Origin of the sequence: Grimontia sp. AD028, from assembly GCF_000973155.1 — a bacterium.
Classification (GTDB): domain Bacteria; phylum Pseudomonadota; class Gammaproteobacteria; order Enterobacterales; family Vibrionaceae; genus Enterovibrio; species Enterovibrio indicus.
The window spans coordinates 80231-96726 of record NZ_LASY01000035.1 but is presented as its reverse complement, the minus strand read 5'-3'; the positions used below and the strand labels follow the sequence as shown (position 1 = coordinate 96726).

Annotated in this window: 15 protein-coding genes and 1 pseudogene; 14 read left to right on the top strand and 2 right to left on the bottom strand. The window is 46.0% G+C overall.

Annotated features, from left to right (window positions below):
* From RN22_RS25110 to RN22_RS09000, 8 genes and pseudogenes are all read left to right on the top strand, one after another.
* Positions 1–438: pseudogene (locus RN22_RS25110) on the top strand (type VI secretion system tip protein VgrG); the annotation flags it as partial.
* Entirely contained in the window at positions 426–1145 is a 720-nt protein-coding gene (locus RN22_RS09035; RefSeq protein WP_002540741.1) for a DUF4123 domain-containing protein, read from the top strand. The pseudogene RN22_RS25110 and the gene RN22_RS09035, both read left to right, overlap by 13 nt.
* Positions 1142–2137: a Rhs family protein gene (locus RN22_RS09030; RefSeq protein WP_231590875.1), complete on the top strand. Its 996-nt coding sequence runs from the start codon at positions 1142–1144 to the stop codon at positions 2135–2137. Before RN22_RS09035 ends, RN22_RS09030 begins: the two co-directional genes overlap by 4 nt.
* Complete coding sequence (locus tag RN22_RS09025) at positions 2138–5920, top strand: RHS repeat-associated core domain-containing protein (protein ID WP_231590874.1); 3783 nt, start codon at positions 2138–2140, stop codon at positions 5918–5920.
* 3 nt (positions 5921–5923) lie between these two features.
* Positions 5924–6334 (top strand): hypothetical protein, encoded by a 411-nt coding sequence (locus RN22_RS09020; protein WP_046303997.1) that lies wholly within the window; start codon positions 5924–5926, stop codon positions 6332–6334.
* A gap of 267 nt (positions 6335–6601) precedes the next feature.
* Positions 6602–7393, top strand: a complete 792-nt coding sequence (locus RN22_RS09015) for a hypothetical protein (RefSeq protein ID WP_046303996.1) — start codon at positions 6602–6604, stop codon at positions 7391–7393.
* A gap of 63 nt (positions 7394–7456) precedes the next feature.
* Positions 7457–7708, top strand: coding sequence for a hypothetical protein (locus tag RN22_RS09010; RefSeq protein WP_052737512.1), 252 nt, complete (start codon positions 7457–7459; stop codon positions 7706–7708).
* Positions 7709–8270: 562 nt separating this feature from the next.
* Positions 8271–8711, top strand: coding sequence for a hypothetical protein (locus RN22_RS09000; RefSeq protein ID WP_046303994.1), 441 nt, complete (start codon positions 8271–8273; stop codon positions 8709–8711).
* 73 nt (positions 8712–8784) lie between these two features.
* Here RN22_RS09000 and RN22_RS08995 read toward each other — a convergent pair whose 3' ends face one another.
* Positions 8785–9684, bottom strand: coding sequence for a Gfo/Idh/MocA family protein (locus tag RN22_RS08995; protein ID WP_046303993.1), 900 nt, complete (start codon positions 9682–9684; stop codon positions 8785–8787).
* 313 nt (positions 9685–9997) lie between these two features.
* Between RN22_RS08995 and RN22_RS08990 the strand changes: the two genes are divergently transcribed.
* The 4 genes from RN22_RS08990 to RN22_RS08980 all read left to right on the top strand — a co-directional run bounded on the left by RN22_RS08990 (position 9998) and on the right by RN22_RS08980 (position 13469).
* Complete coding sequence (locus RN22_RS08990; RefSeq protein WP_046303992.1) at positions 9998–10435, top strand: hypothetical protein; 438 nt, start codon at positions 9998–10000, stop codon at positions 10433–10435.
* Positions 10436–10448: 13 nt separating this feature from the next.
* Positions 10449–10667: a DUF1289 domain-containing protein gene (locus tag RN22_RS24675; protein ID WP_082111386.1), complete on the top strand. Its 219-nt coding sequence runs from the start codon at positions 10449–10451 to the stop codon at positions 10665–10667.
* Between the two features lie 174 nt (positions 10668–10841).
* On the top strand, positions 10842–12074 hold the full coding sequence (locus tag RN22_RS08985) for an NAD(P)/FAD-dependent oxidoreductase (protein ID WP_046303991.1): 1233 nt from the start codon (positions 10842–10844) through the stop codon (positions 12072–12074).
* 120 nt (positions 12075–12194) lie between these two features.
* Positions 12195–13469, top strand: a complete 1275-nt coding sequence (locus RN22_RS08980; RefSeq protein ID WP_046303990.1) for a dicarboxylate/amino acid:cation symporter — start codon at positions 12195–12197, stop codon at positions 13467–13469.
* A gap of 342 nt (positions 13470–13811) precedes the next feature.
* Here RN22_RS08980 and RN22_RS08975 read toward each other — a convergent pair whose 3' ends face one another.
* The gene (locus RN22_RS08975) at positions 13812–14135 is read right to left on the bottom strand and encodes an antibiotic biosynthesis monooxygenase (protein WP_046303989.1); all 324 of its coding nucleotides are present in this window, start codon (positions 14133–14135) and stop codon (positions 13812–13814) included.
* 115 nt (positions 14136–14250) lie between these two features.
* Here RN22_RS08975 and RN22_RS08970 point away from each other — a divergent pair, with 115 nt between their 5' ends.
* Positions 14251–15159 carry a LysR family transcriptional regulator gene (locus RN22_RS08970; RefSeq protein WP_039850308.1) on the top strand — a complete coding sequence of 303 codons (909 nt, stop codon included), beginning with the start codon at positions 14251–14253 and terminating at the stop codon, positions 15157–15159.
* Positions 15160–15312: 153 nt separating this feature from the next.
* Positions 15313–16473: an ABC transporter substrate-binding protein gene (locus RN22_RS08965; RefSeq protein ID WP_046303988.1), complete on the top strand. Its 1161-nt coding sequence runs from the start codon at positions 15313–15315 to the stop codon at positions 16471–16473.
* Positions 16474–16496 lie beyond the last annotated feature (23 nt).

The following is a 16496-nucleotide window of genomic DNA, read 5'->3' as shown; positions in this document are numbered from 1 at the left end:
GATGACCACCTGACGGTCGATGGGCAATCCAAAGAGCATGTGAAAGGTGACAAAACAGTCATCAGTGACAACAAGATCCACATCAAGCAAGGCACAGGGCAACTTGTCGATACGGGCAATGAAATACACCAAAAGTCCGGTGCCAAGCTGGTGATTGAAGCAGGTAGCCAGATCACGCTAAAAGCGGGGGGCTGTTTCGTCACTGTTGATACTTCAGGGGTACATATTTCAGGTCCCGTAGTGGATCTGAATGCAGGCGGCGCAGCAGGAAGCGGAAGTGGATACGGCGGTGCAGCACCCACATTGCCAGGGCAACTGCCTCCTAAGCCAGAAAATCCACTCCCGATGCTGACACCGGCACAAATCGCCACCATGAAGTCCGCAGCGCCATTCTGCGAAGAATGTGAAAAATGTAAGGATGGCGAATGCGAGATCTAGCCCAAGAGACAGAGGCTCCTCTCCATTGGTATGCCATATTCAACGGAACCTGCGATGACAAAGCGTTGGCAGATTTCTATCGCTTTGGCGGTAATGACGCCAAACCACTTTGGAGCGGAACTCCCTACGCAGAATGGCATGAAGTGATGCCTTATATCGCTGACGTTTCGCACCTGCCTGATTTCATTACTTGGACTGAACAGGAAGCGAACGAGGACTGGGGCATTCTCGTTGCGAGCACTCTCCACTTGCCGGACATATTCCAACATTTTCGCAGTCTGACACTGGTATGGATGCCCTCTGGTAACCATGCCTTTTTCCGTTTCTATGACCCAAGATTCAGTATCGATCTAGCGCGCTTCTGTGATGAAGAACAGCGCAACCAAGTGATGGGTCCTTGTCAGCAATGGGTTTCAAAACAACGCACAGTGACCAATTCTACCCCTGCATCTTCAGTCGTTGAGAAACCCTTTCCTTGGTGGGAAGTGCCTGAAGCTGTTGTTAAAAAGCTCAGCGAAGAAGATAAATCCGTCCTCATCGCCAACAGCATTAAATGGCTCCGGGAAAATCACGCCGATATCTACTTCTCTTTTCCAGAAAGAACCATTGAAGCCAAGGTCAAGCGCTTGGTTGAGCGCTACAAGGAAGAATTCGGCACGTTAAACAGTTACATCAAAAATGCATTGGATAAAGAGGTGTATCGGTGAGCAGTAACGTAATGACGATGGCTGACGTCGATAACATGTTCAGCAAGATTAAATCGGATTTCGAGACCTCGATTGATGAATACCGCAAACACTCAGAGAACTGGTTTTATGGGTGGGCGCTGGATATGGAACAAAAGGTTATCGTCAATAATAACGAGCAGTCTGCAGATACAGACGATTCTGAAATAGAAGCCGATATCATCACCTGCCCACTTGATGGAAAGATCACTCTTGTTCATTGCTTTGAAGCCGAAGCCTTTGTTCCCATCACAGGCACGCCATTTAAGGTACAGCCAGTCAAATTCGATGATGGGATATTTATCGATTCATACGAACCTGATGGTCCAGCAGTTTCCGGCACAATCGGTAGCGACGGCACCGCTGAGGTCACGCTAGACCCAAAATATCGGGGTAAACCTGTCCACATCACCTTTTATCCCGAGGTGAGCGAAAGTGACATCAAAACCATGCTCGATTCCTATGACCCAACAATCAACAAGCTCACTGCTTGGTTGGATAAAGAATGGAAGACGCAGCGTAGCGAATGGCAAATCTATCTTAACGATCCTATTGATGTCTGGGACGAAGTGGGGAAGTTTCTCGATAATATGCTGGATGCTGTCGTTGATGCCTGGGATGAAATTGCTGATTTATTCAAGCTACTCGCCAACCCCACGGAGCTAGCTAAAAAACTCTCCAAATATTTAGAAAATCCAGAGTTGATTGCTGAAAAACTGGCCTCAGCCAAAGAAGAAGCCGAAAGAATGCTGACGCTGATAAAAGATGAAGCGCGCTGCTTCTTGTGTCTCAACGCAGTCATCTCTTGGTTCAAAATTCTTAGCCCACTCCAGATCCTCACTTTGGTGTCTGTATCTCTCGCCTCCATTCTGGTTGAGGTTGTCCTCAGTATTGTTATCCCCGGCGGCGCAGTTTTAAGAAATATCAATCGACTCAGAGATGTTGCGGGTACCGCAACCATGGTAGGTGCGTAAATGAGCAGGAAAGGACGCGCCGTCAAGGCCGTGAAGAAAATCAAAGAAGTCGTTGATATCACCAAAGTGGACGCAGTGGATAACATCGACACACTAAAAAAGGTCACCCAGCATGGCAATGGAAAGCTCAACGCCAGGGCTAAAGCCACCCAGAGTGTCGAGGGGAAAAACCTAGACGGCGCGACTTCGGAGAAACGCTCTGCGACCCAAAGTTCGCATATCACTTCTGAAAAACCTCGGGATATCGATAACAACAAAAGCACCACCGAGAAAGGCGACGCAACACAAGGTGCTGGTAAGGATGTGTCCGAAGGCTGTCCCGTATCCATGGTAACGGGTGAGGAAACCCTTCAACTTAGCGATGTCACGCTTCCCGGTGCGTTGCCTTACACTTTTACCCGAACCTACAAAACATCAAGTTGTGAGCTCAATTCGGGTTTGGGATATGGCTGGAGTCACCCTCTCAGCCAGTCTCTGATCTTCGAAGCGGGCAAATTGTTCTGGAAAGATGCCGAAGGCAAACGCACCCAACTTCCAGAGCCTACGGAGTCGCGACCTGAAATCTATAACGACCTCGCAGGTGCAGCAGTATTTCTGGGAGAAAAAGGGAATGAATATGTCTTGGCGCAAGCCGGGCAACCCTTTCATCACTTCACCCGCAAAGGGAATACTGCTCAGCTAACGGGTTTATCAGACAAATACAATAACCGCTTAACGATCGAATACGATGGCTATCAACGACCTCAAGCAGTTATCAACGAACAGGGTATTGCGCTTTGGTTTGTGTATCAAAACGGCCTTATTTCTGCGATTGAGTTCCGCACGCTGAAAACAGACGGCTCAAAGAAGGAGTGGATAACAGAGCGCACCAGTTTCACCTATCACTACAACGAAAATCAGCAACTCGTTAACGCCTTAAACACCGCTGGCGAAGGCGAGCATTATCAATATAACCCGTCCAACGTCATCTCGCTGCGTAAAATGGCAGGTGGTGTTGAGTTCGGCTGGCAGTGGGAAGGTGAAGGAAAAGAAGTTCGTTGTGTCCATCACTGGAGCAATACTGGTTACGACACCAAATTCGAGTGGGATGACGCGTCCAATGCAGTCGAAATCACCTATTCAGATGGCAGCACTGCCGCTTACCAACATGATGAAAATGCCAAGCTGATAGCGCAGACAGATCCCGATGGCGCCGTTACAAAAAATGAATTCAATGAAAATGGCGATTTAGTCCTCACTGTCGACCCGCTTGGTAATGAAACCCGTCACGTCTACAACGACTTCCAACAACGCGTACTGACCGTTCTACCTGATGGTGAGGTGATTGAATACCAATACTGGCGAGGCAACCTTCGCCGGGTCATTCAAGGCAAGCGCAACTGGCGCTACAAATACAACGCGCAAGGAGACATCACCGAAAAACGGGATCCACTTGGCCAAGACACCTTCTACCAATACAACGGACAAGGTCAGTTAACCGAAATCGCCTACCCGGACGGCAGCAAGCATAAATTGGCTTGGAACCGACTGGGGATGCTGATTGGCGAAACCTATCCCGATGGTTCTCAAGCTTCCTATCGCTACGATATTTTCGGTCGCATCATTGTTGGAAAGTCGGCCATTGGCGCTGTCACTCAATACGAGTGGGACAATGCTGACAGACTGAGCAAGGTGAAGCTTCCTTCCGGACAAACTAAGCACTTTGAATACAATGCTTACGGCAAGGCAACCCGTGTTATTGATGAAAACGGTCTGGAAACCCAGTACGACTATCACCCGAACACCGACCTTGTCAGCCAGGTCATCCAACCTGACGGCTCTACCCTCCGTTACCAGTACGAAAACGCCAAAAACTTCGTTACCGCCATCATCAATGAGCGCAACGAAACCTATCACATCGATTATTTCGCCAACGGTCTCGTTCGCAGTGAAACGACCTTTGATGGCCGTCGCTTTGCCTATGAATATGACCTCAACGGTAAACTGCTAAAGAAAACAGAGACCGGTACTCAAGGCACAGAACTAGAAACCGTTTTTGAGCGCGACGCCATGGGCAGGCTAACTAAGAAAACCCTGCCTGATGGACAAGAGGTCGCGTACAACTACGACGCTTACGGACAGTTGATTGGTGTTGACGATGGGGAGACTCCCCTTGCCTGGCAATATGATTTACTTGGCAGGCTCACCGAGGAACACCAAAGCTGGGCATCGAACTTCTTCGAGTATGACAGTGTCGGACATCTCTCCCACTGGCAATTGCCTGATGCCAATAAGCTCAGCTTTGAACGCTCTGCTGGCGGTGTGCTGGGCCGTATCATGCTCAACGATGAGCAACTGACCCGTCACCACTATCAAAATGGTTTGGAAACCGCCCGTAAACAAGGCGACATTCTCAGCCGCTTTCAGCATGACGAACAGGGGCGACTGACTGCCCATACCCAGCACCAAAACGGGCGACAGACACAATCCCGTCAATATCTCTATGGTGCTGATGGCAACCTGAGCGAGATGGCCGACAGCCGATTCGGTACAGTTTATTACGACTACGACCCGCTTTCACGACTCAAGAAAACACGGGGCGTGGTGGAAGAATCGTTCGCCCATGACCCAGCAGGTAACCTGCTTGATCAAGTCATCGGCGCTAAGGCAGGCACTAAGCCATTCGATGTTGAAGGTAATCAACTCAAATTCCACGGCGACAGTCACTATGAATACGACGAATTTGGCCGACTAATTGTTGAAAAACGCGGCAAAGAGCAAAGCCTAGTCACGCAGTACGAGTACGACTGCCAACACCGCTTAACCAAAGCCACATTGCCAGACGGTTCGTTCGCCACCTACAAGTATGATGCGTTTGGACGACGCATCGAAAAACGTGTGACAAACAAGCTTGGCAATGTAAAAACTACCGAGTTTGTCTGGCAAGGCGAAACCCTGATTGCCGAAACCAGCAAAGACCATTACCAGACATACATCTATGAGCCCGGCACCTTCAAACCGTTGGCAATGCTGTCAGGTGAAGGCACAGATTGTGAGGCTTACCACTACCACCTAGACCAAATCGGCACGCCAACTGATATTACCAACAATCAGGGAAGGTCAGTCTGGTCGGTGCAGTACCGCGCTTACGGCAATGTGTTGAGAAAACACGTTGAAGAGATATCCAGCCCACTACGTTTTCAGGGGCAATATTTCGATGAGGAGACAGGCCTTCACTACAATCGACACCGTTACTACAGCCCAAATACTGGACGGTTTGTTACAGCAGACCCCATCGGTTTGGCGGGCGGATTAAACAACTATCAGTATGTACCCAATCCGACAGGGTGGGTGGATCCATTGGGGCTGGCGAATATTGACGTTACGTGTCAATGTAATGGTCCTCCGTTAGGAGGAAGAAGAGAGTTATACCGTAGAGATGGCAGGGATCCATCAACTATATTCAATGATGGATTTCAGCCATGGAGGCCGGAAGCCAATGTACCCATAGAGGACTACGTGGACTTCAATGAACCCAGTCAATACGTGGGGACATCAAAATATCCTTCAGGGGCATCGGAGGTAAATACACAGACTGGAAAGTCAGGATATATATACCTTATTGATGATCCTGGTCATGGTATTGATGTAAATGAAGCATATCCCAAAAACCCTTTTGCTCATGAACATGAAGTAGCTTTCCCTGGTGGCATTCAAGCATGTTATATAAAAGGCTGTACCCCAATTGACGGAAATAACAGTCCTACAGGTGGATTTATTAAAAACCCTAATTACAAGGAGTAATCCGTGGAATTTTCTAGAACAATAAAGCTATCTAACCATGAGAAAATTGTTGGTAATGTGGAGCTATCTTGCTCTTTAATTGATAATATTGCGACCATTCATTATACAGATAGCAACTCTGTTAGTGGTAAGGCTGCTGGACCCAGCTTCTTCTATGCGTTAGCTGAAATACGAGAATCGTATAAACATAATAATATATTCCTTTTATGCTTTGGTTCAAAGAGGAATGTTTTTCCCGGCGGGTTAACTTCTGAAAGCTCCTTTGGAGAGCTAGCATACGAGTTCAACGAAAATGAAAAAGATCCAATCGTAGTAAATATCTTCGATAGTATCGATCTTTCTGAGTTGCCACTAATTGGAGACTTAAAAGAACAAAAAGAAAAGAGAAGAGAAAGCATCCGAGGTCAAAGGTAGTTATCAAATATTATAGAACTACTATACATGCGGAGAAATAATCATGTTGGTCTCATTCCCAACCAAATATTGGGATATCAAACAGGAAAAAATGTTTATTACGAATGCATGATATGTGGCGATACCATCCACTCTCAACCAAAGCATTATGATGAATGTTCATGTCGAAACATCATAATTGATAGTTCAGGTGGAAGAATGGACATCGAAAATCCATATGAAATTAGGATTTTCAGTAAAGGTAAATAAATTATCAAAGGAATGAATATGATAGGAAAGTCTGCATTTTTATCATTGGCAGTGCTTTGTTTCTCAGTGAATGCCACCGAGAGTGAAGAACAACAATCGAAAGCACTACGTGAAGCTATTAAGAGTTTCATCGCTGACAACAAGAAGAATGAATCAAAAATCGAGAAGATCGGGACGGTTATGTTTGCCGACATGGAAACAGACTTCTTAACTGATGACATGTGGGTATCGCCAGGAGACTTTAAAGCATACGACGCGCTTTGGTTAGGCAGTGTTCGATTAGATTTCAGCTACCCATCAAGTTGGAAGCTCGCTTCGGGTATTCAAACTGTGAACCTATCATCAGATGAAGGTCTTATATATCTGGAGTATAAACGTGGTAGAAAAGATACTGTTCAGTTAGTAGATCAAGACTCTGGTTATTTACTGATTGAAGATCGCAGAGGCCAAGAAACCACACCAATATTTCGCAGCACCCGCCTATCTGACAATGAATTTTGGAAACTAGTGGGTAAAGATAAATGGACGTATGGACCAAAAGAGAATTGTCAGACTGAGTTTTCTACTTTCGATCTGGCAACTGGTATAAGAAAGTACGAAGAAGGTAAAGAATCTTATCAAGGTCAAATATCTTTTGATGATGAAATATTTAACGAGTCGGTGATCATTGATAACTCAGAGATCATGGTAAGAGGTAGTTATTTTTATGTTCATAGGGCAGATGTACTTATTGAGTTTACCCATACATACGCAGAGAATGGCTCGGAAGGTCTACCTACACACTATTGGCTGTCTAGGTGCGGTTCTTGACTCTTAAAATAGGTGGGTAGAAACCTACCCACCCTTAAAACCAAAGATATCAGAGGAATTTCAATGTCAAAAGTCTCGATATCTGTCGCTAATTCTATTGACAGTTTAGAAGCAGCGAAGTTTCTATACAAATTACTCGGCATGTCTCTATCCACAGTAAAAGCTAGCCTAAATAATGGCAACAATGGAGCGTTTTTTAGTGGAGAGCTTTTCTTGAATGACCACAATGAGATAGCTGATAAAATTAGAAAGATCATATCTTTTTTTGAAAAACTCAATATGAACTCTTCATTGTTGAAATTGACAGCGATGTAGATTGGGAAGGTGCATTCAATGAATCTAACAGGATATCAACCTCAGCCATGCTAGATATTCTAGATGATGCTGACAGCTTTTTTCATTAAAAAATTTATGGAATACCGAACCATTAAGAAAGTCAGGGATAGCTGATAAAGTCGCTTTTCTAATACTGTCCATCGAGGTGTCTACAAAGGGATAGGCAAAAAATAGAATACGGATGGGCTAGCTTGGACTAAATGGAAAATGGCGATGCTCCGATTGGAGCGGAAGGGAAAAACATCAACAACGGTGTCGAATCAATTGAAGCACCAAGAAAGCGAATCGAGTATCGAGAATGACTAAAATAAAGTTTTCAAGAGTTAATCCCGCTGACGATTGTGATTATATTTTCATTGATGATAGATATAATGAGTATCATTTGTACTCTGATTTTAGAAATGGAGAAATAGAAGGTGTTGACCCCGGTTTCTGGGAGCATTTTTACACAGCAAAAAGTATAGAGATTCTTTATATCAACGAAAATGATTCAAGAATAATTAGAAAAGTTACACATATAAGGTAGAAGGACAAGCTAGCCATGGAAAGGTACGATGACCAGGACTTTATACGCATGTTTGCAAAAGATCCTGTTGCTTTTTTCAAAGGCGAGGACGGATTTTTCTTTAGGCAGCCAGACTGGGGAGTACATATGTATTATCGAAGTATGAGCGTGTTTTTTAGAAGAATCAAAAACAATGACATTAGCCTTCAAGAGTTTGAACATGGCTTTGAACTCTTTATTAATTCACTTGGAGTTGGCTCTGAAGACTTTGAGCACTTCGAGTCAAATATATGCGCTTTCTATCAATGCATGATTGATGACAAGGAGCCCGTACCAGATTTCTTTGAAATCGGGAGAAGCTGCAGGATTTCAGCTGAGAGATACCTAAGCTTAGTTTCTTTAGATTATTCTAATAATCACTACTATCAAGTCGTAAAGACTAAATACTCTCAAGCTGCTATCAATGAGATTTGGTAAGACTACAGGGAGAAGGTTCTATATGCCCTCTCCCAAGCTAACTCTTGGTGTGTTGCGAATACGTTCTAATGTTCTAACTAACCTCCCCCAACAACCACTCACAAAACGCATGGGTCGACAGGTTTCGTTGCTGAGCTTTCTCATCCATTCGGCCTGATGCCACCACACTCACCCAGTCTTCCAGCATAGCTTTAAAGCCCTTGGTTTCGAGAGTATCTGTCCAATCTGCCAGTTCAACAGTTTGGGTGACGCCGTTTTCGAATTTCTCGCCTTTCAGGAAGCCGTTAAATTGATAAGCTTCGTTTTCAAAGGCCAACGACACTGACTCGCAGGTTTTGCCAAACTGGCGGTTCATTTGGCCATTGAACAGAGTGCCATTTTCTTCCCAGGAGAGGTTGATCATGGCGATTTCATCGCCCGCTTTCTGGCACACCACCTGAATGTCTTGCTGGTCAATGTTTCCATGGATATTGAGCGAGTCAATCACGTGGATCATGTCATCGAAAATGAAGTCCTGTGCTTTGCCTGTCAGATTGAGTCGATGTTTGTGCCATGTAAGCGTTCGAAGATCAGCTCGGCCCACCAGCGTGTTCCAAAGTGGAATGTAGCGACGGTTAAAACCAACAAACAAGGGAACAGATTTTTGCTCTGACAAATCATGAAGCTTTTGGTAGTAGGCAAAATTCAGCGTGGCAGGTTTATCAACGAAAACGGGAATACCTTGTTCCATAAAAAACGTGGCAATAGCAGCATGCGTCTCGCTGCTGGTGTGGATCATCACGCCATCGATATTCATCTTAAGCAACTCGCGATAATCACGGCAGGTTTCCGCAACGCGATATTCGCCAGCGACTGCTGCCAGTTTTTCTGGGTTGCGGGTACAAAAGATAAGCTCGAGATTTGGCATACGGGTGAGCAAAGGAAGGTAGGCTTTAGTAGCAATATCACCCAACCCTATTACGGCAATTCTCATTCATTTCCCTTTCATTGTTGAAGCAGATTGCTTGCTGATTCAGAGCCAATCGCAAGCTGCAAAAGCTGGCTTGGAGGGTATCATTTCTGTACCAATTTAGACTCCAGACGTGTCACACTAAAGAGACATTTTCGATATTCACCTTCTCTGTTTCGTTCTCACTGCTTTTGCTGTTCCTCGCCTATTGACACCTATTTGGCGCCATTGATAGGTTACGTTATAACATAACAACTAAGTTTGGCTAGGATGCTAATCCAGACCGCAGAAAAGCATGTTAGATGCTCGTGTTGGGTCTGTATTTCAAGGCATATGAATGAAAGACATTAAACCTATTTTCCGGAATCTCGAGAAAATGCTCCGGCAGTCGTCATGGTTTGATGATGGTTGGGAAATATATAACCGCGGCGTGTACATGCAGATTTATAAGGAAAGTTGGCACAATGAGGCTCAAGGCGGCATCCACTTTGAAACCTATATTGAAGCGCCGCAGTTAAAGCAGAAAGAGTTTCCTATCTGTATGCATGCAGAAGAAGACTGCCCTTCACAATCTGAATTTGTCCGCAAATTTCTGGAACTTGAAGGGGAGAAAATCAAGGGCTGGAAAGGCTATCAAACCATAGGAAGCGGTTATCATATTTGTCAGCGCAACCTGCCTCTCAACTTTAAAAACCTCGAACAAAAGCTGTATGAAGAGTTTAACCGTCTCCGGCAACTTGAAGACGGTATTGAGCAGACATTAAGTGAGCTTTGAAGGACGGAGCACGATGAAGCGGAATCAAAGTCCCTGTATTGATGTGTGCGATTTTTCTGGCCCCAAAGGGTGGTGTTTGGGGTGCGGCCGCACACGCGAAGAATGCCAAAACTGGAAAGGCATGAAACCCTATGACAGGAACTCCCTTCAAAAGGTACTGAAGAAAAGGATGTCTAAGTTAGTGGTTAACGATCGCATCTTGGTGCTGCTCTCCTATACCCAAATAACCTGAATCCGATCCAGTGCAATTATTACCTATGGGTAATAATCAATTTCGAATGTGTTGGATTATCAATTTTCACATCATCAATATAATGCGCCCCATTCCGCTAGCCTATGAAACCTGATGACAAGGCTGGCATACCGTATTCAACAACACTCTGAGTGTTGGTATTGGGAGAGAACGATGTCAAAAATCGTTGTAGTAGGTGGTGGTGCAGCAGGCCTGGAGTTAGTCACTCGTTTGGGTAAACAGTTTGCGCGTCGCCGTGAACATGAGGTTATTTTGGTTGAGCCTGCCAGTCACCATTACTGGAAGCCTCGTCTGCATGAAATCGCGGCCGGAACCTTCGACCAAGAATTGGATGCTGTTAGCTACCTCCAACATAGCTTCTGCAATCGCTATCAATATGTCCAAGCTTCAATGTCTGCACTTAGCCGCGCTGACAAGCAGATTGAAATTCGTGATGCCAATGGCCAGATATCGACGCTCGATTACGACTATCTGGTGATTGCGGTTGGCGCAGTAAGTAACGACTTCAAAACGGCAGGCGTCAGCGAACACTGCCTGTTTTTAGACTCTGCAGAACAAGCCCAGCGCGCATGGGATCACATTAATCCTTTGCTGAAAGCCGATGAGTCGCGTCAAATCTCTATCGTGGGTGCAGGTGCAACAGGCGTCGAATTGGCCGCCGAGCTTGCAAAAGTCAGTAATCAGCTGAAACGATACCGCAGAAATGCCGAGCTTAAAATTACCCTTATTGAAGCCTCTGATCGGGTATTGCCTGCTGGCCCTGAGTGCATGTCCCAGAAAGTGCAGCACGCACTCACTAAAAGCGGAGTGAACGTTAAAACAAACACGCGTATAGCGCGCGCAGAAGAAGGGAAACTCATTACTGATAATGGTGAAGTTCTGACTGCCAGCCTTCAATTATGGGCGGCAGGCATTAAGTGTGCACCATGGCTTGCGACACTTGATGGATTGGAAACAAACCGCCTGAACCAGTTGAAAGTTGACCAAACGCTGCGTACCTCGATGGATGAGAATATCTTTGTTATCGGTGACAGCGCTGAATGCCCGCAGCCTGACGGCAGCTTTGTACCACCAAGAGCACAAGCAGCAAATCAGGCTGCAGATCATTTAGCTCGCCAGCTTATCCGTATGCTTAAAGGTAAAGCGATGAAACCATTTATTTTCAATGATGGCGGAATGGTTATCGCGGTTGGCCATGACTATGCAGTAGGCAGCCTGATGAACAACAAATTGATCGTTCGTGGCCGCTTTGTACGCAACCTGTATGACACAATATTTCGTCTTCACCAGAAAATTCTATTTGGTTGGGGTCGCGTCACGGCACTGGTGCTCCTAAAGCGTGTAAAGGCATCACTGAATCCTTTCTACAAGCACAATATCTCCTAAGACTTAGTGACGCTGTCACTTACCATTATCACTGAGAAGTGCAAAACACTTCTCAGTGCCTTATCGCTTGCTTTTTCAGCTCAGTTTTCCAATGTGCTGAGAATTTTCGGAATAACAACAATGTGGACTAAACTTCGTCAGTCTCTCCCTTTACAGCTAGCGTTTGCCGCTTTCTCAGCTTGGGCCATAACCCGCCTCTTCTCCATTGACGATCAGGTCGCTCAGCAAGACTGGTATCAATTGATCGCACTGGGTAAAACCACTTATCTGGGTTTGCTCAAAATGGTGGTAGGCATTGTTGTGATGCTATCACTGCTGCAAGGTATCACCAGTATTGGCTCAACAATGCGGTTAAAAAAGATAGGCCGAACCACGATACTGTTTTATAGCTTTACCTCTTTCATTGCTATCAGCCTCGGGCTGGGTGCGTCGTTACTGCTCCCACCATGGGAACCACTGACATCGATTGTGCCAGTGGGCGAAGAGGTCAAATTGATTAGCGCTGAAGCCGCCAATAGTGGGGCGATTGCAGAAAAACTATTCTCGATGGCACTTGTCAACCCAATACAAGCCCTGTCCGAAGGTAACCTTCTCGCGATTGTCTTGTTCTCATTCATGCTCGGTCTGGCCTTAGTATCGACACTACCTGAGAAACATTCGTTATTTGAGGTGATCAATGGATTAAACAAAGGCGTAAATAAAATCGTCAGCGGTATCATCAAGCTGGCTCCATTGGCCGTTTTTTCCATCGTTTTTGAATTTTCTGTCTCCGGCAGTAGTCTGCTGTTCAAGCAATTGGCCCTGTTTGCCGTATTGGTGTTTACGCTCACCCTGATCCACGGCGCCATAGTGTTGCCGGGTATTGCAAAATTCATCACTGGGATAAGTTTCAAGCGTCTCTTTAAAGCATTGTCTGCCCCAATGGCCATGGCATTCGCGACTTCCTCTAGCTCTGCAACCCTGCCCCTTTCGATGCAGACTGCAGAGCAGGAACTTGGGGTATCTCAAACGACCAGCAGTATGGTTTTACCTCTTGGCTCTGTCATGAACATGGATGGCACAGCACTGTTTGAAGGGGTAGCTGCGATTTTTCTTGCTCAGCTCTTTGGTGTCGATCTGACAACCTCAGGATTGGTGATGATCTTCATCATGGCCATGGTTTCTTCCATTGGCGCGCCAGGAATGCCTTCAGGTTCTATGTCTGGTATGCAGATGGTACTGCTGGCGGCGGGTATTCCCCTTGAAGCGATTGCCATACTATTGCTGATTGAACGCCCACTGGATACCTTCAGAACCGCTGTTAACGTTGAAGGAGATCTGATTGCTGCGGTAGTGATCGATAAGTGGCAACAGGAGGAAGGGGCAAGTCATCAGCTAACCCATCACGCCATTTGATAACTGCCATCGGTATGCCCATCATAGATATGAATCTGAATGATTATTCATCATGTATTTTTCTTAATCCGGACATGCCGATGGCCAAACAAACTTTTTACAGCCCAATACAATAAACACCTTCAAACAGCCGAAATAGGCCTTACGCAAACATGTGCATTTAACACTCACTTGTTTATTATTTGCTACTGGTGTTTTTTTATTCACAGTATTTGTGGATAAGATACATAAGGTCAACGTACGTCTTTACTTTTAACTCAGCGGTTCTTTTTTGAGAAAACCAAGTTAAAAATTTATCTATCTTGTACATTCGACCATAACAGTCGTATTTGACTAACATTTTTAGTCTGACAGACTGTACTCCTTCTCAACCTTGGCAATTCGCGTTGTAAAGGCCCGATACCATTTTTTGTGTCCCATCTTCTGCGCTTCAACATGCTCCGCATTCGCTTTCCATTGCTTAATCGATTCGAGATCCTTCCAATACGATACCGTAATACCCAAGCCATCTCTGGCTGACTCAACACCAAGAAAACCCGGTTGTTGCGACGCGAGTTCAACCATTCTCTCTGCCATTTCTCCATAGCCTTCATCAATGTCTGTACGGTGGTTCGTAAAAATCACTGCGTAGTAGGGTGGCTCTGGGGTTTTCGCAATGTCAGACATAGTCATTTTCTCCTTCGCTCAATTGCCTGTAGAAAGTATCCCAGTCTTCGGGGTAGCTTCAAGCAAGCTTCAATGCTCTACAATCAGAAGAGTCATTTCAATGGATTGATCACTTTTGGCTTTTACATTGCGACAATTGCAGTACTTCGTCGCTACTGCAGAGCAAGGCAGTATGTCCCATGCCGCCCAGCTACTTTCTATCTCCCAGTCCGCAATAACGGACGCGATAAAAGATCTTGAGGCTGATCTTGGGGTGCTTTTGTTTGAACGCCATCCAAGGGGCCTGAATATCACCCGGAATGGTCATCACTTCCTGCGGCATGCCAAAACAATCCTTGGGCAAGTCTCCGATGCACGCTTATCTCTTTCTCCAGAGAGCTCTACTTCCAAAGGGGAACTTAACATTGGCGTGACGGCGCTGGTTTCAGGCTATGTATTAGCTGATATTCTTTCACGTTATAAACGTGCTTATCCTTACGTAAAAATCGCCGTTATCGAAGACAACAGTGAATATCTCGAGCATCTTTTGATTGGGGGAGAACTTGATGCTGCTGTGATCCTACTTGATGAAGATCAAGACCTAATGGCACTCGAAGCAGAAACTTTGGATGTTTCTCCATATCGGCTCTGGCTGCCGATTGGGCACAGATTAACCACCAGCGACTCTATCTCACTCGACGATATTTCGGATGAACCCTTGGTCATGCTCAATATCGAGGAAATCGAAGCCACCACACACAAATTGTTGAGCGCATTAAATACGCGCCCAGACATCGTATTCCGCACGCGCTCCGTTGAAGCCGTCCGTAATATGGTCGCTACTGGCGCAGGGGTCACTTTATTGCCGGATATGGTTTACCGGCCTTGGTCGCTGGATGGTGATCGCATTGAATCACGAGACATATCGGGCTCGCTCCCTGTTATCCGAATTGGTGTGGTGTGGCGAAAAGGCTCAAAACTCCAACCTCACGTTCAAGGTTTTATCAACGTCGCCCAGTCTCATCACAAACAGCGCTCACGATAAAAAATCTATTTTTCCTGTAGTTACTTCTGGTATCGGATTTTCCTATACCTCTCTTCTGGATATCCCATTTGTAAATGTGTGCTCAAAAAACAAAGCTTCTAAAGGTTGATTCCGACTTTCGTTTTTTGAGAAGTACACAGGGAGAGAAAGGAAATGAATCAGACAAGGATTACCGCACTTATCGCTTCCACTTTCATTTTCGCCGCCTCGAGCGCTGCGACAGCAGATGCACTCACCAAGATCGGTAAACCCGAAGGTCAGGTAAACATTGTCGCCTGGCCGGGCTATATTGAGCGCGGTGAGACATCCCCTGATTTTGATTGGGTCACGGGGTTTGAAAAAGCCACAGGCTGTAAGGTAAACGTCAAAACTGCCAACACATCAGACGAAATGGTCGCCTTAATGAACGAAGGTGGATTTGATTTGGTCACTGCCTCTGGCGACGCCTCTTTGCGGTTGATTGCGGGTAAGCGCGTGCAACCCGTCAATATTGACCTGATCCCAAGCTGGAAGACAGTCGACAAGCGATTGCAAAACGCGCCTTGGCATACCGTTGATGGCACACATTACGGGACTCCCTACATGTGGGGACCCAACGTATTGATGTACAACAAGGACGTTTTCAAGGAAGCGCCAGCCAGTTGGGATGTGGTTTTCGAGGAAGTCACACTGCCAGATGGGAACACCAACAAGGGACGTGTTCAAGCCTACGATGGACCAATACACATCGCAGATGCCGCCAACTATCTGATGCATCATAAACCTGAGCTTGGCATCACCAGCCCTTACGAGCTCAATCAGGAACAATACAACGCGGCGCTTGATTTACTCAGACAGCAAAGAAAATTAGTTTCCCGCTACTGGCATGATGCCTTCATCCAGATTGACGACTTTAAGAATGAAGGCATGGTGGCCTCAGGCTCTTGGCCATTCCAGGTCAATCTGCTCGCTGCAGACAAACAGCCTATTTCATCAACCATCCCAGTTGAGGGAGCCACAGGTTGGGCGGATACCACCATGATGCACGCTGACGCTGACAATCCTAACTGTGCATACCTTTGGATGGAACATACCCTTGCTTCGAACCTTCAAAGCGATCTCTCAGTATGGTTTGGCGCAAACCCCAGTGTACCCGCAGCGTGTACAGATGGCCGCGGCATGCAAACTGCCGCAGGTTGCAAACTCAACGGAATGGAAGAGTTTGACCGCATTAAGTTCTGGCAAACCCCTGTCTCCAAGTGTAAGAGCCAAGGTCAGTGCGTGCCCTACTACCGTTGGGTATCTGATTACATTGGTGTGATAGGTGGCCGTTAAGGCCACCTTCAAGGATTCCCCGG

Bases quoted from the DNA above. Each gene is read 5' to 3' on its own strand.
- RN22_RS09035 (WP_002540741.1), top strand. From the start codon at position 426: ATGCGAGATCTAGCCCAAGAGACAGAGGCTCCTCTCCATTGGTATGCC.
- RN22_RS09025 (WP_231590874.1), top strand. From the start codon at position 2,138: ATGAGCAGGAAAGGACGCGCCGTCAAGGCCGTGAAGAAAATCAAAGAA.
- RN22_RS09015 (WP_046303996.1), top strand. From the start codon at position 6,602: ATGATAGGAAAGTCTGCATTTTTATCATTGGCAGTGCTTTGTTTCTCA.
- RN22_RS09010 (WP_052737512.1), top strand. From the start codon at position 7,457: ATGTCAAAAGTCTCGATATCTGTCGCTAATTCTATTGACAGTTTAGAA.
- RN22_RS09000 (WP_046303994.1), top strand. From the start codon at position 8,271: ATGGAAAGGTACGATGACCAGGACTTTATACGCATGTTTGCAAAAGAT.
- RN22_RS08995 (WP_046303993.1), bottom strand. From the start codon at position 9,684: ATGAGAATTGCCGTAATAGGGTTGGGTGATATTGCTACTAAAGCCTAC.
- RN22_RS08990 (WP_046303992.1), top strand. From the start codon at position 9,998: ATGAAAGACATTAAACCTATTTTCCGGAATCTCGAGAAAATGCTCCGG.
- RN22_RS24675 (WP_082111386.1), top strand. From the start codon at position 10,449: ATGAAGCGGAATCAAAGTCCCTGTATTGATGTGTGCGATTTTTCTGGC.
- RN22_RS08985 (WP_046303991.1), top strand. From the start codon at position 10,842: ATGTCAAAAATCGTTGTAGTAGGTGGTGGTGCAGCAGGCCTGGAGTTA.
- RN22_RS08980 (WP_046303990.1), top strand. From the start codon at position 12,195: ATGTGGACTAAACTTCGTCAGTCTCTCCCTTTACAGCTAGCGTTTGCC.
- RN22_RS08975 (WP_046303989.1), bottom strand. From the start codon at position 14,135: ATGTCTGACATTGCGAAAACCCCAGAGCCACCCTACTACGCAGTGATT.
- RN22_RS08965 (WP_046303988.1), top strand. From the start codon at position 15,313: ATGAATCAGACAAGGATTACCGCACTTATCGCTTCCACTTTCATTTTC.